Origin of the sequence: Sphingomonas sp. PP-CE-1A-559, from assembly GCF_004340965.1 — a bacterium.
GTDB lineage: Bacteria > Pseudomonadota > Alphaproteobacteria > Sphingomonadales > Sphingomonadaceae > Sphingomonas.
Genome location: NZ_SLYA01000002.1, coordinates 93,733 through 118,213, shown reverse-complemented (window position 1 = coordinate 118,213; position 24,481 = coordinate 93,733). Strand labels below are relative to the sequence as shown.

Annotated in this window: 25 protein-coding genes; 8 read left to right on the top strand and 17 right to left on the bottom strand. The window is 65.7% G+C overall.

What is annotated here, in order from left to right; all coding sequences use genetic code 11:
* Positions 1–14: 14 nt before the first annotated feature.
* Positions 15–1,166 (top strand): N-acetyltransferase, encoded by a 1,152-nt coding sequence (locus tag C8J42_RS05990; RefSeq protein ID WP_133019309.1) that lies wholly within the window; start codon positions 15–17, stop codon positions 1,164–1,166.
* Positions 1,167–1,615: 449 nt separating this feature from the next.
* Here the strand turns inward: C8J42_RS05990 and C8J42_RS05985 are convergent, their stop codons facing one another.
* The 6 genes from C8J42_RS05985 to C8J42_RS05960 all read right to left on the bottom strand — a co-directional run bounded on the left by C8J42_RS05985 (position 1,616) and on the right by C8J42_RS05960 (position 7,878).
* Complete coding sequence (locus C8J42_RS05985) at positions 1,616–2,404, bottom strand: transporter (protein WP_133019308.1); 789 nt, start codon at positions 2,402–2,404, stop codon at positions 1,616–1,618.
* Positions 2,401–3,171 (bottom strand): exodeoxyribonuclease III, encoded by a 771-nt coding sequence (xth, locus tag C8J42_RS05980; RefSeq protein WP_133019307.1) that lies wholly within the window; start codon positions 3,169–3,171, stop codon positions 2,401–2,403. Before xth ends, C8J42_RS05985 begins: the two co-directional genes overlap by 4 nt.
* A 7-nt stretch (positions 3,172–3,178) precedes the next feature.
* Positions 3,179–3,517, bottom strand: a complete 339-nt coding sequence (gene erpA, locus C8J42_RS05975; RefSeq protein ID WP_056057508.1) for an iron-sulfur cluster insertion protein ErpA — start codon at positions 3,515–3,517, stop codon at positions 3,179–3,181.
* Positions 3,518–3,708: 191 nt separating this feature from the next.
* Complete coding sequence (locus C8J42_RS05970) at positions 3,709–4,479, bottom strand: M23 family metallopeptidase (RefSeq protein WP_243644149.1); 771 nt, start codon at positions 4,477–4,479, stop codon at positions 3,709–3,711.
* 269 nt (positions 4,480–4,748) lie between these two features.
* Complete coding sequence (locus C8J42_RS05965; RefSeq protein WP_133019306.1) at positions 4,749–5,201, bottom strand: peroxiredoxin; 453 nt, start codon at positions 5,199–5,201, stop codon at positions 4,749–4,751.
* Position 5,202: 1 nt separating this feature from the next.
* Positions 5,203–7,878, bottom strand: coding sequence for a bifunctional [glutamine synthetase] adenylyltransferase/[glutamine synthetase]-adenylyl-L-tyrosine phosphorylase (locus tag C8J42_RS05960; RefSeq protein WP_243644148.1), 2,676 nt, complete (start codon positions 7,876–7,878; stop codon positions 5,203–5,205).
* Positions 7,879–7,954: 76 nt separating this feature from the next.
* Between C8J42_RS05960 and C8J42_RS05955 the strand changes: the two genes are divergently transcribed.
* Positions 7,955–8,137 carry a hypothetical protein gene (locus tag C8J42_RS05955; protein WP_120299843.1) on the top strand — a complete coding sequence of 61 codons (183 nt, stop codon included), beginning with the start codon at positions 7,955–7,957 and terminating at the stop codon, positions 8,135–8,137.
* Between the two features lie 25 nt (positions 8,138–8,162).
* Here C8J42_RS05955 and C8J42_RS05950 read toward each other — a convergent pair whose 3' ends face one another.
* From C8J42_RS05950 to C8J42_RS05945, 3 genes are all read right to left on the bottom strand, one after another.
* Positions 8,163–8,810, bottom strand: a complete 648-nt coding sequence (locus C8J42_RS05950) for a sigma-70 family RNA polymerase sigma factor (RefSeq protein WP_056489136.1) — start codon at positions 8,808–8,810, stop codon at positions 8,163–8,165.
* A gap of 96 nt (positions 8,811–8,906) precedes the next feature.
* Positions 8,907–9,044: a hypothetical protein gene (locus C8J42_RS20065; protein WP_162236661.1), complete on the bottom strand. Its 138-nt coding sequence runs from the start codon at positions 9,042–9,044 to the stop codon at positions 8,907–8,909.
* 75 nt (positions 9,045–9,119) lie between these two features.
* Positions 9,120–9,923 (bottom strand): response regulator, encoded by an 804-nt coding sequence (locus C8J42_RS05945; protein ID WP_107953735.1) that lies wholly within the window; start codon positions 9,921–9,923, stop codon positions 9,120–9,122.
* A gap of 347 nt (positions 9,924–10,270) precedes the next feature.
* On the opposite strand from C8J42_RS05945, the gene C8J42_RS20625 reads away from it, so the two are divergent.
* From C8J42_RS20625 to C8J42_RS05935, 3 genes are all read left to right on the top strand, one after another.
* Positions 10,271–10,360 (top strand): NepR family anti-sigma factor, encoded by a 90-nt coding sequence (locus C8J42_RS20625; RefSeq protein WP_162236688.1) that lies wholly within the window; start codon positions 10,271–10,273, stop codon positions 10,358–10,360.
* Positions 10,361–10,446: 86 nt separating this feature from the next.
* The gene (locus tag C8J42_RS05940; RefSeq protein ID WP_107953733.1) at positions 10,447–11,988 is read left to right on the top strand and encodes a sensor histidine kinase; all 1,542 of its coding nucleotides are present in this window, start codon (positions 10,447–10,449) and stop codon (positions 11,986–11,988) included.
* A gap of 303 nt (positions 11,989–12,291) precedes the next feature.
* A complete protein-coding gene (locus tag C8J42_RS05935; protein WP_056057480.1) occupies positions 12,292–12,426 on the top strand; it encodes an entericidin A/B family lipoprotein in 135 nt (44 codons plus the stop codon).
* Positions 12,427–12,524: 98 nt separating this feature from the next.
* Here C8J42_RS05935 and tatC read toward each other — a convergent pair whose 3' ends face one another.
* Genes tatC through C8J42_RS05910 form a run of 5 tightly spaced genes read right to left on the bottom strand, consistent with a single transcriptional unit; the run spans position 12,525 to position 15,516 of the window.
* Positions 12,525–13,307 (bottom strand): twin-arginine translocase subunit TatC, encoded by a 783-nt coding sequence (gene tatC / locus C8J42_RS05930; protein ID WP_120299841.1) that lies wholly within the window; start codon positions 13,305–13,307, stop codon positions 12,525–12,527.
* Between the two features lie 43 nt (positions 13,308–13,350).
* Entirely contained in the window at positions 13,351–13,875 is a 525-nt protein-coding gene (gene tatB / locus C8J42_RS05925; protein WP_133019305.1) for a Sec-independent protein translocase protein TatB, read from the bottom strand.
* 38 nt (positions 13,876–13,913) lie between these two features.
* The gene (locus C8J42_RS05920) at positions 13,914–14,159 is read right to left on the bottom strand and encodes a Sec-independent protein translocase subunit TatA (RefSeq protein ID WP_056055794.1); all 246 of its coding nucleotides are present in this window, start codon (positions 14,157–14,159) and stop codon (positions 13,914–13,916) included.
* A 35-nt stretch (positions 14,160–14,194) separates the two neighbouring features.
* Positions 14,195–14,797 carry an SMC-Scp complex subunit ScpB gene (scpB, locus tag C8J42_RS05915; RefSeq protein ID WP_133019304.1) on the bottom strand — a complete coding sequence of 201 codons (603 nt, stop codon included), beginning with the start codon at positions 14,795–14,797 and terminating at the stop codon, positions 14,195–14,197.
* Positions 14,794–15,516 carry a ScpA family protein gene (locus tag C8J42_RS05910; RefSeq protein ID WP_133019303.1) on the bottom strand — a complete coding sequence of 241 codons (723 nt, stop codon included), beginning with the start codon at positions 15,514–15,516 and terminating at the stop codon, positions 14,794–14,796. The genes scpB and C8J42_RS05910 overlap by 4 nt, the downstream gene beginning before the upstream one ends.
* 106 nt (positions 15,517–15,622) lie before the next feature.
* On the opposite strand from C8J42_RS05910, the gene C8J42_RS05905 reads away from it, so the two are divergent.
* Both C8J42_RS05905 and map read left to right on the top strand, forming a co-directional pair.
* Complete coding sequence (locus C8J42_RS05905) at positions 15,623–15,814, top strand: ParD-like family protein (RefSeq protein WP_133019302.1); 192 nt, start codon at positions 15,623–15,625, stop codon at positions 15,812–15,814.
* Between the two features lies 1 nt (position 15,815).
* Complete coding sequence (gene map / locus C8J42_RS05900) at positions 15,816–16,589, top strand: type I methionyl aminopeptidase (RefSeq protein ID WP_133019301.1); 774 nt, start codon at positions 15,816–15,818, stop codon at positions 16,587–16,589.
* A 313-nt stretch (positions 16,590–16,902) separates the two neighbouring features.
* Here map and C8J42_RS05895 read toward each other — a convergent pair whose 3' ends face one another.
* The 3 genes from C8J42_RS05895 to C8J42_RS05885 form a co-directional block, all read right to left on the bottom strand.
* Positions 16,903–17,904, bottom strand: coding sequence for a glycoside hydrolase family 3 N-terminal domain-containing protein (locus C8J42_RS05895; protein ID WP_133019300.1), 1,002 nt, complete (start codon positions 17,902–17,904; stop codon positions 16,903–16,905).
* A 38-nt stretch (positions 17,905–17,942) separates the two neighbouring features.
* Complete coding sequence (locus tag C8J42_RS05890; RefSeq protein WP_133019916.1) at positions 17,943–22,022, bottom strand: translocation/assembly module TamB; 4,080 nt, start codon at positions 22,020–22,022, stop codon at positions 17,943–17,945.
* 62 nt (positions 22,023–22,084) lie between these two features.
* The gene (locus C8J42_RS05885; RefSeq protein ID WP_133019299.1) at positions 22,085–24,079 is read right to left on the bottom strand and encodes an autotransporter assembly complex family protein; all 1,995 of its coding nucleotides are present in this window, start codon (positions 24,077–24,079) and stop codon (positions 22,085–22,087) included.
* A 90-nt stretch (positions 24,080–24,169) separates the two neighbouring features.
* On the opposite strand from C8J42_RS05885, the gene C8J42_RS05880 reads away from it, so the two are divergent.
* A complete protein-coding gene (locus C8J42_RS05880; protein ID WP_243644146.1) occupies positions 24,170–24,409 on the top strand; it encodes a hypothetical protein in 240 nt (79 codons plus the stop codon).
* The last annotated feature ends 72 nt before the right edge of the window (positions 24,410–24,481 follow it).

Genomic DNA, 24,481 nt, shown 5'->3' with positions numbered 1-24,481 from the left:
TTTGGGAACACGACATGGCCAAGCTCATCATTCGACCGGTCGAGACCAAGAAGGACCGCAAGATCTTCATTGATCTGCCGTTTCGTCTCTATGCCGACGATCCCAATTGGGTGCCGCCTTTGAAGTCGGAAGCGCTGGGACTGATCACGCCCGAGAAGAACGGCTGGTTCAGCCATGCCAAGGCGCAGTTGTTCCTTGCAGAAGAGGACGGTCGCGTGGTCGGGCGGATCTCGGCGCATATCGATACACTCGCGCTCACGATGCCGCCCGAACAGGGGTTCGGGCCCGGCGTCGGCCAATGGGGGCTGATGGAAGCGGAGCGGCAGGACGTGTTCCAGGCGCTGCTGGAGCGCGCCGAGGCATGGCTGCGCGAGCAGGGCATGACGCGCGCGCTGGGGCCGGTCAGCATGTCGATCTGGGAGGAGCCGGGCCTGCTGATCGACGGATACGACCATCCGCCGACGATCATGATGGGGCACGCCAAGCGCGAATATCGCGGCTGGATCGAATGGGCGCAGTACCGTCCGATCAAGCAGCTGATGACCTATGAGGTCGACGTCACGAAGCAGTTCCCGCCGATCGTTCAGCGCATCATCAAGTCGGGTGAGAAGAACCCGCGGATCAGCGTCCGTAACGTCGACAAGACGAAGTTCGAGGAGGAGGCGGCGATCATTCTGTCGATCCTCAACGACGCGTGGCGCGACAATTGGGGGTTCGTGCCTTTGACCCCGCCGGAGATCAAGGACGTGGGCGTGAAGCTGAAGCCGATCGTGTTCAACGACCTGATCCGGATTGCCGAACTCGACGGCAAGCCGGTCGCGTTCATGATTACGTTGCCGGACCTCAATGAGGCGATCAAGCCGCTGAACGGGAACCTGCTGCCGTTCGGTTGGGCAAAGCTGTTGTGGTGGTTGCGCAAACCCAAAGTGCGGACGGTGCGCGTGCCGTTGATGGGGGTGGTGAAGGAACTGCAGGCGTCGCGCATGGCGAGCCAGCTGGCCTTCATGATGATCGAATATATCCGTCGTGCTTCGGTCGAGAATTACGGGGCGCAGCGCGCGGAGATCGGCTGGATCTTGGACGACAACCAAGGGATGCGGTCGATCGCCGAGACGATCGAGAGCCGGGTAAACAAGGTGTACCAGGTGTACGAGCGGGTGCTTTAGGGCGAGGCGGCGACATTCTTCCACCGAAGAACAGCGTGTTTCCCCGCGAAGGCGGGGATCCAGACTGGGCTCCCGCCTTCGCGGGAGAACAAGAAGGCTGAAACCGACGGTTGTTGCTGCCCCTACTCCCGTTTCCTATTGCCGAACGGAAGCTTGAGGGTGACCGCAGCCCCCTGCCCGCTTGCGCCGGGTAGCTGCGTTCGGATCGCGTGGACATTCCCCTTGCCACCACCCGGCAGCCGGAACGACAGCGGGTCACCCCGCGGAGGCTGGACCGGTTCGGGAAGCGTCGCCAGCCTTTGGTCGGTTGGAAGGGCGCAGACGACGATCTCGCCATCGGGGTCCGTCTGGACGGGACACGGCATCGTCGGCCGAACAGGCCGCTTGCGAAATTCGGGTGGAAGCGGCGGCCCGGCTACCGCTTGCAGCAGGAGCAGGCCGGCCAGCATCTAGAACCGCCGGGAAATGCCGGCGTAGACCCGCGCATCCGGCGTGTTCGCGTTCAACCCCGCCGCACCGAATATGTCGAACTGGAGATTGTCGTTCGCCATCCAGGCAAGGGACAACGCCGCGACAGCCTGCGTCTCATGCTCCTGCGGATCGTCGTCGCGGAGCGCCTGCATCTCGCCGGTAAGCGTGAAGGCCTTGTCGAGTTTCACCGCCAGGCCAGCCGTCGAACTGTACGCGAGATGCCGGCCATTGCCGTCCTGATCGACCGCCGCATCGATCTCAGGTGTGAGGTCAAGCGAGACCGTGTCGGATATCTCGTACGTGACGGGGACGAGGAAACCTGCGCCCCAATCGCCGGCGCCGATCGACGAGCGGCCGACTGGCAGCGTCATGAACGGCAGCACCGATACCGACAAGCCGGCGCCGTCGGGATTGTGGAGATTCGCCTTCATCCCGAGCGACACGTCGCCGACACCGTTCACCGTATCGAGGCTGGTCGAATCGCGCATCCGGTCGTGCCCGAACGGCGTCCAGCCGATCCGCGCCTCGATCGTGTCGCTGACGCCGACGCGGACGAGCGTATCGCCGAACAGGATATTGTCCTCGCGCGAGCCCGGCTGATCGTCGCGCGTCCAGTCCGCGATCGACGTCTCGACAGAGATTTTGCCAGGCGCGATCGTGCAGGCGGGGGTGTCGATGCCAGGACGATCGGGGCAATATTCGCGGTCCTGCGCCATCGCCGCGCCGGACAGGCTCGCCAGGGCGATACCGATCAGTAGCCGTTTCATCGCAGGCGGACCCAGGTCGGCGCGTGGTCGCTTGCCTTTTCACGCCCTCGATAGGCCTTGTCGACGCCGGCATCGATCATCCGGTCGGCGGCCTGTGGGCTGAGCAGCAGGTGATCGATCCGGAAGCCGGCGTCGCGCTGCCACGCGCCCGCCTGATAATCCCAGAACGTCCAGACGCCGCCCTTGGGGAATTGCGTGCGGAGCGCGTCGGTCCAGCCCTGCGCGACGAGCGCGCGATAATGTTCGCGGCTCTCGGGCTGCATCAGAGCGTCGTCCTGCATCGCGCGGACGGAGAAGGTATCGTCGTCGTTGGCGATGACGTTGTAGTCGCCGGCGAGAATGGCCGGCTTTTCCTCCGCGAGCAGGACGCGGGCACGAGCGGCGAGACGGTCCATCCAGCGAAGTTTATAGTCGAACTTCGGACCAGGCTGCGGGTTGCCGTTGGGCAGATAGAGCGCGGCGACGATCAGGCCGTCTATCTCCGCTTCGATGTAGCGGCTGTGCTCGTCCTCGGGTTCGCCTTCGAGACCGCGCTGGCGCACGACCGGCGTGCCGCTCTTCGCGAGGATCGCGACGCCGTTCCAGGCCTTCTGGCCGTGCCAGGCCGCCCCGTATCCGGCGGCCTCGATGTCGGCGATCGGGAAGGTGTCGTCGCTCGACTTCAGTTCCTGGAGACAGACGATGTCGGGCTGGTCTTCGGTGAGATACTCGATCAGCCGCGGCAACCGCGCCTTGATGCCGTTGACGTTGTACGTGACGATTTTCATTGCAGTCTCAGACCGAGAAGCTGGAGCCGCAGCCGCAACCCGACGCGGCATTGGGGTTCTCGACCTTGAACGCGGCGCCGGCGAGCGACTCGACGTAATCGACCGCGCAGCCACGGACGAGATCGATGCTGACGCTGTCGACGACGAGCTTCACGCCGTCATGCTCGGCGATCACGTCGTCGGACTCGACCGAATCGGCAAACCCGAACTTGTACTGGAAGCCGGAACAACCGCCGCCGTCAACCGAGAGACGCAGGATCGCCGGCTTCCCCTGTTTGACGGCGATCGCCGCGACGCGCGCCGCGGCGGAGGGGGTGAGGATGATGTCTTGGACCAGCGTTGCCATGCGCTGGAGATAGGAGGTTGCGGTAGCGGCGGCAACCTTGGGGTTTGGGAGGGCTGAACCAGAGCCTGCTTCTCCCCTACCTGGAAGGGAGGGGTCGGGGTGGGTCGGCTTCCGCATGGTGGACGGTGGTGGCCTAAGCTGGCCTACCCACCCCCAGCCCCTCCCTTTCAGGGAGGGGAGCTAGATGGGGTTCAGTCCTGCGCGGCGGGGCCACCGGTGGAGACCGGGATCGCGTTTACCGAGCGGTCCTGTGCGGCGAGGAGGTAATCCGCGGTGGTCAGGAACGGCACCGGGTTGACCGCGTGGCCGTCGATGCGGACTTCGTAGTGAAGATGCGAACCGGTCGAACGGCCGGTCGAGCCCATCAGTGCGATCAGCTGGCCGCGAACGACGCGGGCGTTGTCGCCGACGAGGATCTTCGACAGATGGCCGTAGCGCGTCGCGATGCCCTTGCCGTGGCTGATCTCGACCATGTTGCCGTAGCCGCCCTGGCGACCGGCGTGTGCGATGATGCCATCGGCGGTGGCGTAGATCGGCGTGCCGACCGGGCCGGGAATGTCGACGCCGGCATGCATCGCCGCGGTCCCGCGGAACGGATCGGAGCGGATACCGAAATTGCTGGTGAACGAGAGCGAGTGGACCGGCTGCACTGACGGGATCGCGATCACGCCCTGCTGCGTCGCATCGAGCTTCTTCCAGGTCTGGAACAGCGTGCGGAACTGCGCGTCGGCGCGGAGATCCGCGGTGGCTTCCTCGGTGTTCGCGGCGATCATCGGACCACCGGTTGCAGCGACGTGGTGCGCTACCTTGGAGGCGACGACCTGAGCCTCGGCAGTGGCGCCGACCGTGGCCATTCCCATCACTGTTGCGGCAATCGCCAACCGGCGAAACGTAAACGACTTGGACACCATCGACACGGCCTTGAGGCGCGTCACGATGGCTGCTGCGGTAAATTCGACCATTGGTCCCCGACACAAAAATGCAGGGCCGTTCGCTTCAAGGCGGACGGCTCCGAAACTCTGTCCTGACTCGCAGCCCCTCCGCGCACCAGACACTGTGGGTTAGGCCGGATACCGCCGTTCCGGGCAAGAGCGCGACGTTATCGGGGCGGTGGAGCGGCAGGTTGATGCGGCGAGTTGATGCAAATTGGGACGATTGCGAGGGAACAGGAAGGCGACAATGACATCGGACGTGAAATGTCAGCGAATCTCCGAACGTTACTGCTGGCTGTTCAGAGCGCCTTGGCGGCGACCAAAACCGCCTCGGCATGCCCCGCCACGCGGACCTTGTGCCAAGCCTTGGCCAGCGTCCCATCGGCGCCGAACAGGAACGTCGCGCGCTCGATCCCCATATATTTGCGACCGTACATCGCCTTCTCGACCCACACGCCGAAAGCCTCGCACGCGGCACCTTCGACATCGCTCGCAAGCCGGACCGCAAGTCCATGTTTCGCGGTGAATTTTGCGTGCGATGCCGCACTGTCTTTGGACACGCCGACGACAGTAACGCCCGCCTCTGCGAAAGCGTCGGAAAGTGCGGAGAAGTCCTTCGCTTCGGTGGTGCACCCTGCCGTGTCGTCCTTCGGGTAGAAATACACCACCAGCGGCGCGCCAAGGCTTGCCAGCGAAACCACGGCGTCATCGATCGTCACCGACACGTCAGGGATCTTCGAACCTTCATTCATCCTACTCTCCCGTCACCTGCGCCCAGAACTGGCGGACCTCCTGCCGCGTCGTTTCGAGCGTGGCAACCACCGCCGGCCAGTCCGTCACGCCGATCGCGCGGGCGATGAGATCCTCCGTGGCATGCCCTGGCGGCGCGGCATCGGGTGCGACGAGCCGCAACGTCACGAGCAAACGCGTGAGGACGTCGTGCGCCGGTCGAAGTGACGGCGGGACCAGCTCCTCCCGGATCAATGCATCGATCGCGCCGCCTAGATTGGGATCGAACCCGGCCTTGTTCACGAGCTGGACGACATGGGTCGCGAATTCGAGATCGACGAGGCCACCGGGAAGCAGCTTGGCGTCGAGTGCGCCCTTGGGCGGTTTGTGCGCGGCCATGTCGCTCCGCATCGTTCGCGCGTCGGCGATCACGTCGCGAGCCGGGCGATCACCTTCGAGCACGCCGCGGACGATCGCCGCCACCGCATCCCGAGCTACGGCCGATCCGAATACCGGGCGGGCGCGGGTGAGCGCCATGTGCTCCCAGGTCCAGGCATCCTCGCGCTGGTAGCGGGCGAAGCTGTCGAGCGTGACGACCAGTGGCCCCTGCCCGCCCGATGGCCGCAACCGGGTGTCGATCTGGTACAGCGGGCCTGCTGCGGTCGCGACCGACAGAGCGCCGGTCAGCCGCTGTGCGAGACGATTATAATAGAGCGTTGCGCCAAGCGGTTTGGGGCCATCGGACTCTGCGGCAAAATCGCCCGTAAACAGATAGATGAGATCGAGATCGGACGCGTGGGTGAGCATCGCGCCACCCATTCGACCTAGCGCCAGCACGACGAGTTCGCTGTCCGGCACGCGGCCATGGACCTTGGCGAACTCCTCTATCGTCGCGGTTGCGAGGACGCCGATCGCCGCCTCCGCGACGCGCGCATAGCCCGCCGCGACGTCTAGCGGATCGGACACGCCAGCGACGATCTGTGCCCCGAGCGCGAATCGAAGCTCGCCGACGACGCGCCGGACGTGATCGAGCCGAGACTGATAGTCGCCGCCCGCCTCGCCCGCACGCATGATGGCTTCGAGCGCGGCGACGTCGCCGACGGGTTCGAACGCGGTCGCATCGATCAGTCCGTCAAGCAGGTCGGGGCGGCGACCGAGATCATCCGCGAGCGTCGGAGCATGGCTAAGGATGGCGGCAAGCAACGTCGCCAAGCCCGGTCGCGCCTCCAACAAGCGGAAGATGTTGATCGCACTCGGCAGGCGTTCGAGCAATGCGTCCAATCGGAGAAGCGCCGCCTGCGGGACGGGCGCGGTCGCCAGCGCGGGGACGAGCGTAGGCAACACCGCCTCCAGTGCCTCACGCGCGGCCGGACTGCGCAGCGCGGGATAGGCGCCCCCTCGCCATGCCTCGATCCGCCGACGTGCCGATTCGGGCTCGTCGAAGCCCGCCTCGGCGAGGTCGGCTTCCAGCGTCACCGCGTCATGGGAGAAGGCGGGGCGGACGGTATCGTCGAGCGCATCGTAGATCCGGCCGGTCGCCGTGACACGAGGTTCGAGCAAGGCTAGCAGCGCGCCCGAATCGTCCAGCCCGTGCAGTTTCGCCATGCGGTCTAGCGCCTCACCGGTCGGCAAGGCGTGCGTCTGGCGATCGTCGATCATCTGGACGCGGTGCTCGATCGTCCGGAGCAGCGTGTAGCCCTCGATCAGTGCCGTCGATTCGTCTGTGCCGATCCATCCTGCTTCGGCCAGCCGGGCGAGTGCATCGCGGGTGGCAGGCGCGCGCAGGGCGGGATCGCGACCGCCGTGGATCAGCTGATGGATCTGCGCGAAGAACTCGGCCTCGCGGATGCCGCCACGACCGCGCTTCAGGTCATAGCCGGGGCCGAATGCCTGGCCTTGTGAATGATGATCGCGGATCCGGGCGGAAATACCGCGGATTTCGCCGATCGCGCCGAAATCGAGCGCGCGACGCCAGACGAACGGACGGATCGCGTCGAGAAATCGCTGGCCTAGCGCGATGTCACCGGCCGCCGCACGCGCTCGAATGAACGCGGCACGTTCCCAAGGCAGCGCCTGTGCCTCATAATAGCCGATCGCCGCATCGACCGGCAGCGCGATCGGCGTGATCTCGGGCGATGGCCGCAGGCGGAGGTCGACGCGCAGGACATAGCCGTCGCCATCACGCGCCTGGAGCAGTTCGACGACTCGCTTGCCGATCCGCACCGCCGCTTCTTCCGGCTCCTCGCGCGGACGCCGGGGCAGCGTCGCCGGGTCGAACAACAGGATCGGATCGATGTCCGACGAATAATTGAGTTCGCGGCTGCCCTGCTTGCCGAGCGCGATCGCGACGAAGCCGCGTGGTTCGGCGCCAGGGGTCCGTTCCTCCATCGCGGTGCGGATCGCGGTGTCGAGCGCATAGTCGGCAAAGCGGGTCAGCGCGCCGGTCACGGCGGTGAGATCGAGAACGCCGGCCAGGTCGCCGATCGCGACGTTGAGCGCCATCGCGCGCCGTTCGATGCGCAGGCGACGCGCGACCGGCATGTCGGCTTCGGCACTCGACACGGAGAGGTCCAGCTTTCCGGCCGCCAGCGATCGCGCCAAGTCCGGCTCACGGTTGAGGACCATCGCCAGGAATGGGGACCAAAGTCTTGCGCGGTCGAGCGCGGCGTTTATCGCCAGTTCAGGTGAGACTAAAGCCATGCGACATCGCTATAATCCGCTGCCTACGCGTGTCACGATAAAGCAACGAAAACGCTATTGGCCCGTTGTAGCGAACATGACTTACGCATTCCTCACGATCAGGCGCGAAGAGAACGGCCAGCAGGTCGTGCGCCACCCCCGCGCGACGGACGTGATCGGTCACGCGCTGCGTGGCGCGTTCGACGACACGCACTCGGTACCCGACGATATGATGATGATGTTGCGCCGTCTGGACGCCATGCCGCATCGCCTCAACTGAGCGATGCGGCATTCGTCAGTCGAGTTTAGCGACCGCGGCTGAGTTCTTCGACATCGCCCATGATGGAATCAAGTGCGGTTTTGCTCGTATCCGTCTCGTGATCGCGTCGCGATGGTAGCGAACCATCGGTGAGGATCGTTTCGAGCGCAACGCGACCACGCGCAACACGGCTCTTGATCGTGCCCACGGCAACGCTGCAGATCTCTGCCGCCTCTTCATACGCAAAGCCACCCGCACCGACCAGAATCAGCGCTTCACGCTGCGGCTGAGGGAGATGCATCAACGCACGCTGCATATCGCCCAGCTCGACGTGACGATCCTGGCTCGCAGGCGCAGCGAGGATACGGTCTGCGACCAGATCGTCCCACTCGCCCTTGAAGCGCGCACGCCGCATCTGCGACAGATACAGGTTGCGAAGAATGATGAACGTCCACGCCCGCATGTTCGTCCCGGCCTGGAATCGAAGACGTGCGGCCCAGGCCTTGAGCAGCGTTTCCTGCACGAGATCGTCGGCTAAATCACGGCTACCCGACAACGAGCGACCGAACGCGCGCAAATGTGGGATCACCTGGGCAAGCTGAACCTTGAACTCGGCATCCGACAAGGAAACATGCTCGACCGGCTCGACAACGTTCTCGATTTCGTCATCCACGGGCGAAGCAGGCTGGGTCATGGTAATCCGATCAATCCCGATAAAACACTGCCGTACGCGGACGACAGACATAGGCACAGGTCGCGGGAAATACCAGCGACCTGCTCATAATCCGGCTCAGCGCAGGATTATAAAGCCAAAGATAACAATGACCAAGACGAGGGAGATCGCCAGGATGTAGCGGGTCATGTGCGGCGTGGCGCCAGCCCGTGCATCCTCGGTATCGATATGAATTGGTTCGTTCGGATCAGCCATAATCACCAAACTCGCGAAAAACGTTTTGGGTCCGTAACCGTCTTGCGGTCACGAACCCGATACGCATTGCCGCCTTCAGGCGGTCGGGACGGTCGCTTGGTCGAAGAACAGCGCCTGGCTGATCGCGGCCTTCACGGTCGAACGCTGGAACGGCTTGGTGATCAGGAACGTCGGCTCGGGACGCTCGCCGGTCAGCAGACGCTCGGGGAACGCGGTGATGAAGATCACCGGGACCTCGAATTCGGCCAGGATGTCCTTGACCGCGTCGATGCCCGAACTGTCGTCGGCGAGCTGGATGTCCGCAAGAACGAGACCGGGACGCATTTCCATCGCCAGCGCGACGGCTTCGTCACGCGTGACCGCAACGCCGGTAACGTCGTGACCAAGATCGCGGACGATCGTCTCGATATCCATCGCGATGATCGGCTCGTCCTCGATGATGAGGACCTTGGCGCGGGTCTGGTTTTCGATCTCGGACAGCGCATCCGCGACCAGATCGTCGACTTCGCTGGTATCGACCTCGATCAGATACGCCGCGTCTTCGGGTGTGAAACCTTCCATCGCGGTCAGCAGCAAGGCCTGACGCGACAGCGGCGTCATCCGCGCCAGCCGCGCACGGGCAACGGCTTCGTGACCTTCGGAATCGGTCGCAGTCTCGTCAGCGACCTCGTCGAAGTTCGCCGAATTCCAGATCGCCTGGAACATCCGATAGAGACCGAGGCGCGGATCGACGTCGCGGGGAAATTCTTCGGGTGCGGCGACGATCGCCTCGAGCGTGGCGCGCACATATTTGTCGCCGTGCATCTGGCTGCCGGTCAGGGCCCGGCCATAGCGCCGCAAAAATGGAAGGTGCGGTGCAAGTTGCTGTCCAAGAGACATGGGTAACGAATACTCCCTGATCCTACGCGGCCCCTCATGTGTCGGGTGGCTCGCGTCATTGCAATGGTGTCGGTCGAAAATGCCCCGTGTCCACGCCATCGCCGCCAGATATAGGCCGCGATCGAGCGGAGATGCGTATTTTTCGCTCGGGTGTGGAACCATCCAGACGCTATTTGGTTTCACGAACATCTTTCGCGAGTATGTAGTCCGGTGCCCATGGGCGCAGTTTTGCTCGTCATCACATATTGGTTTGCGTCGTGCAGGGGGAAGTTTTGAGTTTGGGCCACGACACGGAGAAGACAGTGCCTGCAACGAAACCCGCCAAGGTCCCTGATAAGGACCAACAAATGGGTTCGGCGTTGCGCTCGGTGTATCAGAAGACCGTGGACGAGACGATCCCGGACGACCTTCTCGAACTCCTCGGCAAGCTGGACTGACGGTGGGCCGCGAGCCCATAGTGACCGCTCCAGATACGATCTCCCCGGAGCCAGCGCCGCTAAATAAACGTCGCCTGCTGTCCGCGATGGGCAGTTTGCCCACCGGCGCCAAGCTTTTCCTGATTATCAGTGCGGCTCTATTGCCGTTGGCCTTGATCGCGGTGTTTGCCACGTTGCAGACGACGCGATTGGCTGATGCAGAGGCGCGTGCTCGCTTGCGCGTGACGGCGGACGAGAGCGCCCGCGCCATCGCGATCGAACTCGTCGGTGACATGACCGCGCTTCGGGTTGCGGTGAACGCGCTGGGGACCGATCCTGCCGATGCCCCAAGCTGCGCACGCGCTCAGGGCGTGTTCGCCCAGCAGTCGTCGGCCGGTACGCGCTTCATCATCACCGACCGCGCCGGCCATGTCCTGTGCGGCGTGCCTCTACCAAACCCAGTGACCGTGCGGCAGGACAACATGCCCGTCGCGGCAGCGATCGTCCCCGACAATGGGCTGATCCTCGCGATTTCCGGCCCCAGCGGCGATACCTCTGCCCGCGCCTTCTTCCCACGCGCGTTCCTGGAGAAGATCGGACGTCCCTCGACGCGCGCGTCCGCGTTCAGCAGCGCGATCGTGCTCGACGAGGACGCGCTTCACCTCGAGACGATTGCCGACGAGCGACCGCTCGATCGCATGGAGACTATGCGGACCGAACTGGGCGTCGCTGGGCTGGCGTTGCGGACGAGCATTCGCAGCGCACCGGTGACGTCGTCGCTGATCGTGGCGATGCTGTTGCCGCTGCTGATGTGGATCGCCGCGGCGAGCATAGCGTGGTTCGTGGTCGACCGGCTCCTGATCCGACCGCTCCGCCGCCTGCGCGGTGCGGTCGCCGCTTTCACGCCCGGCGAGGAACTGGACTTCGGCACCGTCCACACCCTGCCCGCACAGGAAATTCGCGAACTGGGGGAAACCTTCCAGTCGATCAGCCGGACGGTTGCGCTGCACGAGGCCGGCCTTGCCGAAGGACTGGTGCGCCAGACCAAGCTGACCCGCGAGGTGCACCACCGCGTGAAGAACAACCTTCAGGTGATCTCCAGCCTGATCAACTTTCACGCCCGCAGTGCCCCCAGCCCTGACGCCACTGCAGCCTATTCGTCGATCCAGCGCCGCGTCGATGCGCTGGCCGTGGTTCACCGGAACCACTTTGCCGAGCTCGAGGAAAACCGTGGGCTGAACTTGCGGACGATGATCGGCGAGCTTTCCGCCAATATCCGCGCGACCGCATCGGATCGCTCGCACGGCCTGGGCATCACGCTCGATATCGATCCGTATCTGGTCAACCAGGACGTCGCGGTTGCGCTGGCGTTCCTGGTGACGGAGACGATCGAACTGGCGATGAGCTGCGATCCTGCGGCGCAGATCAGGATCGTCGTGAAGCCGGCCGACAAGCTTGCCGACAAACCGGACCGGGCGGTTGTCCGAGTCGTTTCGCGCGCGCTGGTCGAGAGCGATGCGTTCCGAGAGGCCTTGTCGCGCTATGGTCGCGTCATGGAAGGCCTGTCGCGCCAGTTGCGGTCGCCTCTCCACCACGATCCACTGGTCGGCGCGTACGAGATCGCCTTCGCCATTACGGGGCGCGACTGAGGCTTTTTGCAAAGTCGACTGATCCATATCAGACGACGCATTTAATTGAATAGATTCGAAGAAAAGCGGGAACCGACCATCGCCGTTACCGTTCTACACTTCGGATAGCGACTTTATGCCCCCCCGCTCTCGCTATCCAGAACACAGGCCCGGTAGCACACCCTCCCCCCCCTGGTGATGCTGCCGGGCCTTTATTCCAAAAATAGCCTTTTCCTGCCGTGCGTTGGTTCCAGCGGCGGAACGAATGGCGTCCCCGAACATTCCCCCTCCCGTGGCATTCAAGCCCTTCTTGGAGGAAGTATCATGCGTAAGTTGGTTGGACTGGCGATTGTAGCCAGCGCTTTGATGGTGTCGGCATGCAACACGGTCGAAGGCGCAGGCAAGGACGTGAGCTCGGCGGGCAAGACCGTCGCAAAGACCGCGAACAACGCCAAGTAAGCCTTTGCGCTTATGATAATGAAACGGGGCCCGGTGCACATGCACCGGGCCCCGTTTTCATATCTGCTCTGCTTCTCAAATAGACTCTGCGGCTTGGGTCAGCCCTCGACGATGTCGGTAGAATCGCCCTCGACCGCCTTGGCCTTCGCCCGGCTACGCTCGGTGAACCAGATCCCGATCAGCGCCAGTTCGTACAGGATCACCAGCGGGATCGCGAGCAGCAGCTGCGAGCCGATATCCGGCGGTGTCAGCACGGCCGCAATCGCGAACGCCGCGACGATCGCATAGCGACGCGCGCCGATCAGTTGCTTGCGCGTGACGATCCCTGCCCGTTCCAGCAGCATCAGCAGGACCGGCAGCAGGAAGGAGATGCCGAAGCCGAAAAGGAACTGCATGGTGAACGAGAGGTAGTTGCCGATCGCCGGCAGCGCTTCGCGATGAATGCCACCGACCATGCCGTCGAAACCGAGCAGGAAGTGCAGCGCCATCGGGATCGCGACGTAATAGGCCATCGCGGCGCCGGTGAGGAACAGGACCGGCGTGGCGAGGATGAACGGCAGCAGCGCGCCGCGTTCCTTCTTGTACAGGCCGGGCGCGACGAACTGCCACACCTGGTTCGCGATCACCGGGAACGACAGCATCATCGCGGCGAAGAACGCCACCTTGATCTGGACGAAGAACGCCTCGAAAATCTCGGTATAGATGACCTTGTTCTGGCCGGCTGCGAGCAGCGGATGAACCAGGAAGCCGAAGATGTTCTCGGCGAAATACATCGCCACCGCGAACGTCACGACCAGCGCGGCGATGCAATAAAGCAGCCGCCGCCGCAGCTCGATCAGATGGTCGAGCAACGGCGCCCGGCTTTCGTCGATCTCGCTCATGTCTGGCTTTCGGCGTTATGGTGGGTAGTCACGACCGCTGCGTTCACGATGACGCAACGTCGGACTTGCCGGTCTTGTCGCCGGGATGGGGTGCGGTCGCGGCTGGCGTATCCAGCGGTCCGTCGAACAGGTCCGGACCGCGATCCGCCAATGGCTTATGCTCCTGCTCGGCCGGTATCGGCGAAGCATGCTCCGAAGCAGCAGCCACCACGGGTTTCTCGACCATCACCGGCTCGTCGGTATGATCGACGGACCGGTAATCGCGGCGGTGCTCTTCCGTCTCCGGCGAGTGCACCACCTCCGTGGTATCGGCCGTCGAGTCCGTGCCCGTCTGCGGATGCTCGCGCATGATGCGTTCGTTTTCCGACGCCCAGCGCTTTTCCATCTCTTCGAGTTCGGCCTCGCGGACCATCGAATCGAAGCCCGAACGGAACTGCCGCGCGACGCCGCGCGCCTTGCCGACCCAATAGCCGACCACGCGCATCGCCTTGGGCAGATCCTTCGGACCGATCACGACGAGCGCGACGAAGGCCACGAGCAGAAACTCGGAGGGCGCGATATCGAACATTCAGCCGCGCCTATCTAGGGTCGTCAACTCTGCCGGCTTCAGGCAGGACGGTCGTCGCGGACGCGATTGCCGTCGCGATCGAACGCCGGATCGGCAGTCTTCTGCGCTTCGATCCGGGCCGATGGCTTGGCCGGCGTCTCGTCGTCGTTCTCGGACATGCCCTTCTTGAAGTTCTTCACACCCTTGGCGACGTCGCCCATCAGGTTCGAGAATCGGCCGCCGCCGAGAAGGAGGATCGCGACGACCGCGAGAACGAGCAAGTGAATCGGGCTAAAACCGCCCATGGCAATTCTCCTGGAAACTGAACCCTATCTAAGCCTCATCCCGCCGCTTTGCCAGCCACCTCGCCATCTCCGCTGTCATCTTCGCCATCTTCGAGGCGATCGAAGGCGAGATCGACCGGATCGAGCAGCCCGGCGGCGCGCAGATCGTCGATTCCGGGCAGGTCACGGCGGCTCTGGAGGCCGAAATGGACGAGGAATGCGGGCGTGGTCGCGAACATCAGTGGGCGCCCCGGCACTTCGCGCCGACCGGCCGGCTTCACCCAGCCCGCTTCCATCAGGACGTCGAGCGTCCCCTTCGAAATCTGCACCCCGCGAATCGCCTCGATTTCCGCGCGGGTGACGGGCTCGTGGTACGCTATGATCGCCAGCGTCTCGATCCCAGCGCGACTAAGCTTGCGCGGTTCCTCGCGGTCGCGGCGGAGCATGTGCGCCATGTCGGGCGCGGTCTGGAACTGCCAGCGCTCGCCGCGCCGGACGATGGCGATGCCGCGGCCGGCATAGTCGGCCGTCAGTTGGTCGAGCGCCGCTCGGACGTCACCGCTGCCGACATGCGCGCGAATCGCGTCGAGCGTCAGCGGAGTCTCGGCCGCGAACAGCACCGCCTCGACGGCGCGGGTGAGGTCATCGTGCGGGGTCACGCGCGGGCTCTCAGATACAGCGGCGCGAAGGGTGACGCCTGGCGCAGTTCGATCCTGCCCTGCCGCGCGAGTTCGAGCGCCGCGACGAAGCTCGATGCCAGCGCCGACCGCCGGAGACGCTCGCCCGCTTCGGGGAGGAAGCTCTCGATCACGCTCCAGTCGATCCGCTCGCCCACCAGCATCGACACGCGCTCCAGCGCCGCTTCCAGCGTCATCACCTCACGGTCGGCAACGACGTGCATCACCGGCCGCGTCCGCGCGGAAATGCGGCCGTACGCAGCGATCAGGTCGAAAATCTCGGCCTGCCACGACGCCTTGCGGACCGTCCGCAGCCCCTCGGGTGCGCCGCGCAGGAACACATCGCGCCCGGTCCGGTCGCGCGCCATCAGCCGCGCACCGGCCTCGCGCATCGCACTCAGGCGTTCGAGCCTCAGTTGGAGCCGCAGCGCGAGTTCCTCGGGATCGGGCTCGGCGAGTGGATCACGCGGCAGAAGCAACGCCGACTTTAGATACGCCAGCCACGCGGCCATCACGAGATAGTCGGCGGCCAGTTCGAGCTTCAACGCGCGGGCGGAGTCGACGTACGCCAGATACTGCTCGACCAGCGCGAGGATCGAGATTCTCCGTAGATCGACCTTCTGCCCGCGCGCGAGCGAGAGCAGCAGATCGAGCGGCCCCTCCCATCCGTCGAGATCCAGGGTCAGTTGCGCGTCGTCCATCGCCGGACGCTACAGCGCGCGCTGCCGAGCATCCACCCTCCACGTTTGACTACGAACCATATGAACCGTAGACGTTTCATATGGTCAGGGTGAATGTGAGGCTTGAATGGGTATCGTGAAGATCGACGACGCGCTGCACGAGGATGCGCGGCGGGCGAGCCAGGTGCTGTGTCGGTCGATCAATGCGCAGGCGGAGTTCTGGATGAAGATCGGCATGCTCGCCGAGGCCAACCCGACGCTGTCGTTCAACGATATCGTCACCGCGCAACTCGCCGCGGCCTCGGTACGCGTCGCCTGAGATGGTGAAGACGCCCGCCGAACTGGCGCTGATGCGAATATCCGGCGCGTTGCTCGCGTCGGTGTTCGAGATGCTCGACGCGCTGGACCTTGCGGGAATGTCGACGTTGCAGGTCAACGACATGGTCGACCGCTACATCACCGACGACCTCGCCGCCCGCCCCGCAAGCAAAGGGCAATATGGCTTCGAGTTTGTTCTCAACAGCTCGATAAATCATGTCGTATGCCACGGTGTGCCGAACCCGCGCGATGTCATCCGCGACGGCGACATCGTCAATCTGGACGTCACGTTGGAGAAGAACGGCTTCATCGCCGATTCGAGCAAGACGTACATGGTGGGCACCGTTTCGCCCGCCGCAAAGCGCCTCGTGCGGGTCGCGCAGGAGGCGATGTGGCAGGGTATCCGGCAGGTCCGGGCGGGCGCGCATCTCGGCGATATCGGCTTTGCGATCGAGCGGCATGCGAAGAAGCACGGCTATGCGGTGGTGCGCGACTATTGCGGGCACGGCATCGGTCGAGAGATGCATGAGGAGCCGCAGGTGCTCCATTTCGGGCGCGCGGGGACGGGCATGACGCTGCGCGAGGGGATGGTGTTCACGATCGAGCCGATGATCAACCAGGGGACGCGCAAGGTGTCGACCGAGGACGACGGGTGGACGGTGGTGACCGACGACGGCAAGCTTTCGGCGCAGTTCGAGCATACGGTGGCGGTGACGCGCGATGGGGTCGAGGTGCTGACGTTGCGGGGGGACGAACGGGCGCGCGGATTGGGGTGACGGGGGGAATGCGTGGCCGTTCGCATCCCCATTCCGTTCGTGCTGAGTAGCGACTGAGCAGGCTCGTCAGAGCCGTGTCGATGGCGCGTATCGAAGCATGGGTTCCGCACGCCAACCTGTCCTTCGATACGCCACCTCGACAAGCTCAGCAGTACTCAAGACGAACGGATGGCGTGCTTTCCACAGAGCCCACCACCCCAGCGAAGGCCGGGGCCCAGTTGGGGGACGTCGATGATTGAGGACGGCGCTCCGTTACTGCGACCTTTCCAATTGAGCCCCGGCCTCCGCCCGGGTGGTGGATGATGGGCTAGCGTCAGGCGCGCGCCAACAGCGCATCACGCATTGCGATCAGTTCCGCGAAGTCACCCTTAGCCGCCCCGACCGACGCCATCGCCCGATCGAGCCTCGCGCGCGACGCTTCCGAGATTTCCCCGAGCCGCCCGGCGATCTCGACCATCTCGTCCATCCGTGCCCAGCAATCGAGCACCAGATCGCAACCCGCCGCGATCGCACCCGCCGCCTTGTCGCCGGCGGTGCCCGACAGCGCCTTCATGTCGATGTCGTCGGTCATCAGCAGGCCGTCGAAGCCGATCCGTCGACGGATGATCTCGTCGATCACGATCGGCGACAGCGTCGCGGAGCGATTGGCGTCCCAGGCGTCGAAGACGATGTGCGAGGTCATGCCCATCGGCGCCTGGTTGAGCGTGCGGAACGGTTCGATGTCGACCTCGAGGTCGGCGTCGGTCGCGGTGACGGTCGGGAGGTGATGGTGCGTGTCGAGCTTGGCGCGGCCGTGGCCCGGCATGTGCTTGACGACACCGACCACGCCGCCTTCGGCCAGCCCTTCGAGCGTCGCGCGACCGAGAGCTGCGACGCGCATGGGGTCGGAGCCGAACGTCCGTGAGGCGACGGCTTCGGTGGTATCCGGCTGCGACACGTCGAGCAGCGGCAGGCAGTCGACGGTGATCCCGACCTCGCTGAGCATGACGCCGAGGGCCTGCGCATTGGCGCGTGCCGCCTGGATCGCGGTCATTGGCGCGCGTTCGTAAGCTGCGTCGAATACCGGGCCGGCGGGGAATGCGGGCCATTCGGGTGGTCCCATCCGCGCAACGCGGCCGCCCTCCTGGTCGATCAGGATCGCGAGGTCGTCGCGTCCGGCAAGCGCACGTAGCGAGTCCGTCAGCGCACGGACTTGGGTGCGATCGACGATGTTGCGTTTGAACAGGATGTAGCCGGCGGGCTCGCATTCGGCAAAGAACGCGCGTTCGGCGAGAGTGAGGACGGGGCCGGACAGGCCGAAGATGACGGGCTTCATGCGTTCTTCCTAGCGAAACCGGCGTGCGCGATCATCCTTCAATAATCCTTCGACACGCGGACGTTGGCGCTCTGGCGGCCGAGCGTGGAGATGCTCGACAGCAATGACAGCCAGCGGGTGACCTGGAACTCGACCTGCGTGGCGGAATAGCCCTGACCGTCGGTGACGATCTCCGCATACAGGCGCCGGGTGACGTATTTGCCCGCGGCGATCGAGGTGCCCTGTCCCGTCTGCGGATCGGCGGGAAGGATGCGCAAGCGGTCGAGACCGGCCGCGCGACGCACCGCGTTGATCGGGTTCAAGCCACTGCCGCCGCCCTGCAATGCCGCGACCGCCGCGGCCAACTGGAGAGCCTCGGGCGCGGACAGATTGGTGATCGACGTACCGAACAGCAGCCGCGAGAGCAGTTCGTCCTCGGGCAGCGCGGGCGTGCTGGTGAAGCCGATCTCGGGTTTGAGGGCGTAGCCGGTGACGCGGATCGACGCACTGAGCCCGGTCGAGTCCGCGTTCGCCTCGATATCCAAAGCCGGGTTCGCCGGGACCTGCCCGTCGAAGCGGATCACGCCGCGCGCCAACTCGAACTGTCGCCCGGCGAACTCGTAGTCGCCGCGGATCAGCGTGGCGCGGCCGGTGATCGCCGGGTTCTCGGGCTGGCCGGCGATCTGGAGGTTGGCGGACCATTCGCTGGTGAGGCCGAGGCCGCTGACCATCACCTGGTTCGGCGCGCGCGCCTTGATCGCCAGCGTCCAGGGCTTGGCCGGCGTCGCGACTTCCTCGCCGCCGTCGGGCAGGTTGATCTCGCGGATGTTGAGCTGCGGCACGGCGCTGGCGGCGGTGGCCTGGCCGAGGCGGTAGCGGCTCTTGTCGAGTATGACGTCGCCGGCGATCGTGCCGCCCGAGCCGTTCGACTTGAACGTCAGCGGCCCGGAGACGGTCGCGCCGATGTCGTCGCGGTTGATCATCACCGCCTTGTCGGCCTGAAGCGTCAAATCGAGACCGATCCCGGCGGCGGCGGCGAATTCGAACTGGCCGGTGCCGGTGACGCGCCCGCCCTTGCCCGCGTCCGCGCCGAACCGGTCGATCACGAGCCGCGAACCGCCGAACCGGCCGGTCGCCTGGACGTTCGTGAGGACGGTGCCGGTGGTCGCACTCTCGATCCGCGCGCCATTGGCCTGGACGACGCCGCGCAGGGTCGGGTTGGCGAGCGTACCGACGACGTCCGCACCGATCGCGACCGGGCCGGACAGGTCGAACAGCTCGACCCCGGTGAGGCGCCAGAGCGTGTCGGCGGGGCCGCTGTACCGAAGCTGCCCGAACAGGCGGGCGTTGCTGATCCGCGAGGCCAAGTCCCCCTGCCCCAGCGGCGCGAGTTGGGCCTGGGCGCGGCCGATGGTCTTGCCGGCGGACGCGATCACCGCGCGCAGGCCCAGCTTGTCGGGCGACAGCACCGCCGCGACGCCGACGTCGATCGGGCGCGACGAGAGGACGAGGCCGGCGCGGCTGAGCCCGCGGATCGTCACGTTCGCCTTGCCGGTCGGGGCCGCACCATTGGCGGTCGCGATCGTGAAGCTTCCCGAGGCGCTGCCACTGAGACCGAGGCCGGGATAGGCGATGTCGAGGATCGCGAGCGGCATCCGCGTCAGGCTGGCGTCGATCGCGGTGCTGTCGCCGGTGAAGCGGCCGCCGACCTGAGCCTCACCGCCCGAGAAGCTGAGCCTGGTCGGCGCGAGGTGCCAGCCATCGTCTTCCTGGGTCAAAACCGCGGGGGTGAGCAGTTTCAGCGGACGGCCGTCGAGCGTGCCTTGCGCGGAGATCGCGTAGCTGCTGGGGGTCACCTGCGTGACGCTCTGGATATCGAACGCGCGGCCGCGGGAGCCGACGATCGATGCCTTGATCGTGCCGACGCCGCCGCGCAGCGACGCGGAACCGTTGAACCGCGCGAGGCTGAACGTGCCACGACGCAGGCCGAGGCCGGTCGCGGTCGCCTCGATCGAGGTGCCGGCGGGATCGAGCAACGTGACGAAATCGAGCTTGCCCTGGCGCAGCGCGATGCCGTCGAGCGTCGCGGCCTTCGCGGCGAGGTGCCCTTCGACGCGCTGGATCTGGCCGACCGGGCGGAACAGGAGTTCACCCGAGATGCCGCCGCCGGCAACCGCGAGCGCGCCGTTGAAGCCGCCATCGACGACCGCGATGTTGCCGCTCGCCTTGGTGCCGGCAACGTTCAGCGCGGCGATCGCGATCGTCGCGCCCGCGCCCGGCGGCAACAGGATCACGCCGTTGGTGGTGAACGGCCCAAGCCGCGATCCACCCGCCGCGGTGAACGCGAATCCCTGCGGCGTCGGATCGAGATGCGCGCGGACGTTCGACAGCCCGAGCGTCGCGTTCGGGCTGGCGAAGACGAGGTCGAGCGTCGGCTTCTCGATCTGGCCGTCGAGTTTCAGCGTCACCGGGCCATAAGTCTGCTGTCGCCCCCCGCCCTCGAAATGGAAGGTCCCGTCGCGCCGACGATAGCCGTTACCGGTCAGCCGGATCTGCGGTGCGGTGAGGACTAGGTTGGTGAAGTGCAGCACGCCGTCGGTCGTGCGTTCGAGATTGGTGGTGATCCGCGGCAGCCCGCCTGCGAGGCTGCGGAAGAACGCGTTGTCGAGCCGCACCATCTGCGCGCTGCCCTGCCCGATCACGCGCGTGCCGTGGCGGTTGGGGCCGGGAACGACGCGCAAGGTGGACTTGACGTCGACGATGCCGAGGCCGGGGATCAGATAGCGGCCGAGCCCGCCGTTGATGCCGACCTCGAACTGGCCGTTGCGCAGGTCGACCGCGAGATTGATGCTGCCGGTGAGCTTGTCGGAGCGGAGCTTGAGCGCGTCGCCGGTGAGCAGCGTTGGCGTCACGCGAAGCAGGCCGTCGACCGACAGGTTGCGCAGGATCCCGCCCGCGACGGTGCCGACCCCGGTTACGCGCGCTGCGGTGAAACGGATCGGCACCGTCACCGGCGCAGCGGATAGCCTGCCCTTGCCGGCGGCGTGCGCGTTCTCGAACCCGGTCTGGTCGAATGCGAACCGGCTCGCATCGAGACGATAGTCGAACGCCGCGGTCGCGAACGGGCCGTCGAGGATCGCGCGCAGCTCGACCATGTTGCCGGTCATGTTGTCGAACAACGCGGGCGGCCTCAGCAGCCGCGCCTTGATCCGGACGTCACGATACGCGTTGGCGCCGAGATCGATGATCCCGGTCGTATCGACCGCCAGCGCGGGCGTACGCAGGGAGAGCTGGCCGTCGAGGCGGCGGTTGGCGAACCTGGCGCTGCCGTTGACGAGGATGCGCGGCGCGGTCAGCTTTTGCAGCCGGCCCTTCAGCAGAGACGAAGGCGAAAGCGTGCCCGACAGCGTGTAGCGGCCGGCGACCTGCGCGAGCGCGAGATCGACGACGCGCGTCGTACCGACGATGCCGTTCGCGCGGCCGTTCCACTTCGCCCAGCTGCCGTCGCCGGTGACCGCCAGCGCGACCGGGCCCTTTGCCTTCACCATCCGCGCGAGCACGCCGCCCGCAGCCCCCTTCGCGGCGACGTCGAGGTCGAAGCGGTCGCGCGCGGGCTCGGCGTCGATCCGGAGCTTCAGGTCGTCGCTGCCGGCGACGCGTGCCTTGAGGTCGACGAGTGCGCGGCCGGAGCGGATGTCCGCGCGGCCTTCGAGCGTCCCGATCCTTTGGGTCGCGAGTACGCGCTTCGCCAGTGTGAGGCGACCGACCGAGAGCTTGCCGATGTGGATGTCGAAGTCGGGGAGTATCGGGCCGCGCGTCTTCGAGGGCCGGGTGCGCGGGGTACGAGTCAGGATCGCGCGATCGACGATCAGGCGGCGGATCTCGAGCCGGTTCGAGAACCAGTCGAACGGCGACCAGTCGAGCGTGACGTTGGGCGCCTGGAAGACGAGCCCTTCGAGATCGTACACGCGAAGATCGGTCAGGCGGGTGTCGCCGTACAGCGAGCCGTCGATCCGACCGACCGTGAAACGCAGGCCGTTCGCGGTCTTGATCGCCGCGATCCGGTCCGCGACGAAGCGGTGGCCGATGTCGGTGTCGACGATCAGCAACGCCGCACCCATGATCGCGAGCAGCGCCATGACTGCGCTTGCGATCCATCGCCACCAAGCGATCCGGCGCTTTGGAAGAACGACCTCTTCGGTCAAAACGCCTGCCCCAGCGATACGTAGACGGCGATGCGGCTATCGCCCGGCTGCGGATTGATCGGCGTGCCGACGTCGAGGCGTATCGGGCCGAAGTTCGAATAATAGCGCACGCCGATCCCGGTGCCGTATTGCAGCCCGGTGAACTTCGGCAGCGGCGAGGTGTAGATATTGCCCGCGTCGAGGAACGGCACGATCCCGAAGCTGCCGAGGACGCGGACGCGCGCCTCGATCGAGAATTCGGTCAGGCTGCGGCCGCCGATCGGGTCGTTGTTGGGATCGCGCGGGCCGATCGATTGATAGCCATAGCCGCGCACCGACGCGCCGCCGCCGGCGTAGAAGCGGCGTGATGGCGCGACCTGATCGCGCGGCGCGCCGACTATCGTGCCGAGCCGGGTGCGGGCGGCGAGCACCACCCGATCGCCGAACGGTTGGTACACGCTACCGTCGAACTGCGTACGCGCATAGCCGAACACCGAACCTTGCAACGACACTTCCGGACTGATCCGGCCGCCGAGGCGGAAGCCCCTGGTCGGGTTGAGCAGATCGTCCGATCCGTCGTAGTTGAGGCTGGTCGGCAACGCACCGATGAAGAAGGTGCGGCGACGTGGCGCGCCGGTCGAGAGGATCACGTCCTGCTCGTCCGACGCTAGCAGCTCGGCGCCGACCGACCATGTCCAGGTCTTCTGGAAGAAGATGTTGGTCTGGCGCTCCAGCGTGCCGGCGAGCGAATAGGTCTTGGCGTCGTAGGCGTCACGGTTGGTATGTGCAGCGGAGGCCTGGAGCGTCAGCACCCGGTCTCGTGCCTTGAAGTTGTTGCGGCGGAAGACGACCGAGCCGAGCTGTTCCTGCGTGCCCAACACGCCGCGCAGCGTCAACGCGCCTTCGGGCGGGAACAGGTTGCGGTGCGTCCAGCTGAGTTCCGCGCGCGCGCCTTCGCCGGTGCCGTAGCCGAGCTCGCCCGCAACGGTATGCGGCGGCGCGCGATCGAGCTTCACGGCGATGTCGACGGTATCGGGGGTCGCGCCCTGCACCGGCTTCAAGTCGACGGCGGAGACCAGACTGGTCTGGATCAGCGCGCGGCGGAGATCGTCGAGCTTGGCGGCATCGTATGGGTCGCCGGGCGAGAAGCGCGCGATCTCCGCGACATGGTTCGCGCCGAACACGCGGTTGCCGGGGAGCGCGACGACTTGCCCGAACTTGCGCACGCCGCCGGGTTGAACGGACAGGTCGAGCGTCGCGGTGCGGGTGGCGTGATCGACCACGATCGCCGGATCGCCGACCTTGGCGAACGGAAAGCCTTCGCGGCCGATCTGCGTCGTCAGCTTGGCTTGCCCCGCGACGATCGCATCGGAATTGACCGGGTCTTCGGGCTTGATCCCGAACGCGGTCGTGAGGCCAGGCGCCTTGTCGCCTGCCGCGGCGATGCCGTCGATCGTCACGCCCTTGAATGTGTAGAGCGTGCCGGGAGTGGCCGAGAGCACGACCATCTGCTTTGGGCCCGGCTCGACGCGCGTGACGACGTTGGAGTCGTAATAGCCTTCCGCGCGGAGCAGGCTGTTGAGCAGATCGGCATCTTCGCGCGCGCGGCGATCGAGTTGGGCGGCGTTGGCGGCCTGGTGATCGTTCGCGTCGAGCGTCGAAAGTTGTGCGAACCGCTGTCGCAGCAGCGCGTCGTTGATCCCGTCGATGCCGTCGATCCGCCAGGCGTAGCGGCTTTCGGCATTGGCATCGACTGCGGCGACCGTGGCGGCCGGGTCCATAGGCGACGTCGCGAGGTCGGGCCAGGCGACACCGATCTCGGGCAGCGGGGCCAGCGGCGAATTCGGGTCGAGCGACATCGGCGTGTCGGCGGTCGGGCTGGCCTGAGTCTGCGTCGGCACAGGCACGGTCTGCGCTTCTGCGGCGCGTACGCCCGCGCAAGGTACGGCACCCGCTGTCGTCAGAACGAAAAAGGCGGCGGCCGGCCCGGCTCGCCCGACGCGGAACACCATGTCCGGCCTCTAGCCGGGCTTGTCGTTGCGGAACAGTATCTAACGCCGTATTTCCGCCACGTTTCGTCCGGGCGGCGGATCGCGCTCGGCGTGTGGGTGGCGTCTGGCGGCGGCGCGTGGCAGGACATAGCGATGACCGACCCGACTTCCCGCGACACCCTCCCCCCCCACAAGGACCCGAGCGCTGCGGGCGGGTTCCTCGTCGCGCTGGGGATGCTGGGCGGTGCTGGGGTGGGGTTTGCGATCGGGCAGGCGACGCCGGGGTTTCTGGTTGGGACTGGGATTGGCGTGCTGGCGGCGGTGTTGATTTGGTTGAGGGACCGGCGGTAGGGGCATCGCGCCTCATTTCCGTTCGTCCCGAGTAGCCGTCGAGTAGCTCCAACGGAGCGTATCGAGACGGCG

Coding starts and splice junctions, on each gene's coding strand:
- C8J42_RS05940 (WP_107953733.1), top strand. CDS start 10,447: ATGGGCAGTTTGCCCACCGGCGCCAAGCTTTTCCTGATTATCAGTGCG.
- map (WP_133019301.1), top strand. CDS start 15,816: ATGGTGAAGACGCCCGCCGAACTGGCGCTGATGCGAATATCCGGCGCG.
- C8J42_RS05990 (WP_133019309.1), top strand. CDS start 15: ATGGCCAAGCTCATCATTCGACCGGTCGAGACCAAGAAGGACCGCAAG.
- C8J42_RS20625 (WP_162236688.1), top strand. CDS start 10,271: ATGGGTTCGGCGTTGCGCTCGGTGTATCAGAAGACCGTGGACGAGACG.
- C8J42_RS05985 (WP_133019308.1), bottom strand. CDS start 2,404: ATGAAACGGCTACTGATCGGTATCGCCCTGGCGAGCCTGTCCGGCGCG.
- C8J42_RS05895 (WP_133019300.1), bottom strand. CDS start 17,904: ATGAAGCCCGTCATCTTCGGCCTGTCCGGCCCCGTCCTCACTCTCGCC.
- C8J42_RS05955 (WP_120299843.1), top strand. CDS start 7,955: ATGACTTACGCATTCCTCACGATCAGGCGCGAAGAGAACGGCCAGCAG.
- C8J42_RS05935 (WP_056057480.1), top strand. CDS start 12,292: ATGCGTAAGTTGGTTGGACTGGCGATTGTAGCCAGCGCTTTGATGGTG.
- C8J42_RS05910 (WP_133019303.1), bottom strand. CDS start 15,516: ATGGACGACGCGCAACTGACCCTGGATCTCGACGGATGGGAGGGGCCG.
- C8J42_RS05920 (WP_056055794.1), bottom strand. CDS start 14,159: ATGGGCGGTTTTAGCCCGATTCACTTGCTCGTTCTCGCGGTCGTCGCG.
- C8J42_RS05885 (WP_133019299.1), bottom strand. CDS start 24,079: ATGGTGTTCCGCGTCGGGCGAGCCGGGCCGGCCGCCGCCTTTTTCGTT.
- C8J42_RS05945 (WP_107953735.1), bottom strand. CDS start 9,923: ATGTCTCTTGGACAGCAACTTGCACCGCACCTTCCATTTTTGCGGCGC.
- C8J42_RS05905 (WP_133019302.1), top strand. CDS start 15,623: ATGGGTATCGTGAAGATCGACGACGCGCTGCACGAGGATGCGCGGCGG.
- C8J42_RS05960 (WP_243644148.1), bottom strand. CDS start 7,878: ATGGCTTTAGTCTCACCTGAACTGGCGATAAACGCCGCGCTCGACCGC.
- xth (WP_133019307.1), bottom strand. CDS start 3,171: ATGAAAATCGTCACGTACAACGTCAACGGCATCAAGGCGCGGTTGCCG.
- tatC (WP_120299841.1), bottom strand. CDS start 13,307: ATGAGCGAGATCGACGAAAGCCGGGCGCCGTTGCTCGACCATCTGATC.
- C8J42_RS20065 (WP_162236661.1), bottom strand. CDS start 9,044: ATGGCTGATCCGAACGAACCAATTCATATCGATACCGAGGATGCACGG.
- C8J42_RS05970 (WP_243644149.1), bottom strand. CDS start 4,479: ATGGTCGAATTTACCGCAGCAGCCATCGTGACGCGCCTCAAGGCCGTG.
- C8J42_RS05890 (WP_133019916.1), bottom strand. CDS start 22,022: ATGGCGCTGCTCGCGATCATGGGTGCGGCGTTGCTGATCGTCGACACC.
- C8J42_RS05950 (WP_056489136.1), bottom strand. CDS start 8,810: ATGACCCAGCCTGCTTCGCCCGTGGATGACGAAATCGAGAACGTTGTC.
- C8J42_RS05965 (WP_133019306.1), bottom strand. CDS start 5,201: ATGAATGAAGGTTCGAAGATCCCTGACGTGTCGGTGACGATCGATGAC.
- erpA (WP_056057508.1), bottom strand. CDS start 3,517: ATGGCAACGCTGGTCCAAGACATCATCCTCACCCCCTCCGCCGCGGCG.
- tatB (WP_133019305.1), bottom strand. CDS start 13,875: ATGTTCGATATCGCGCCCTCCGAGTTTCTGCTCGTGGCCTTCGTCGCG.